Annotated in this window: 1 protein-coding gene; it reads left to right on the top strand. The window is 63.2% G+C overall.

The window, feature by feature from the left end:
* On the top strand, positions 1-239 hold a 239-nt coding region (locus C6382_RS24080; RefSeq protein WP_158262127.1), incomplete at both ends, for an immunoglobulin-like domain-containing protein.

Below are 239 nucleotides of genomic sequence, written 5' to 3' on the forward strand. Positions count from 1 at the left end.
TTCACTGCCACACTGAGCCATGCCTCCCAAGGCGTGACCACGATCACCACCGACCGTGGCGTGATCACCATTGCCGATGGTCAGACCACGGGCACCCTGACGGTTCCGGCTGGCAACGGCGAAGACGTCTACAAGGACGGCAGCGCGTTGACCGCCACGATCACCGGCGTCAACGGCCCTGGCTTTGAAAAGCTGGAAGTCGGCAACAGCTCGGCAACCTCGACGGTGGTCGACACCAC

Source organism: Pseudomonas sp. BBP2017 (assembly GCF_003024385.1).
GTDB lineage: Bacteria > Pseudomonadota > Gammaproteobacteria > Pseudomonadales > Pseudomonadaceae > Aquipseudomonas.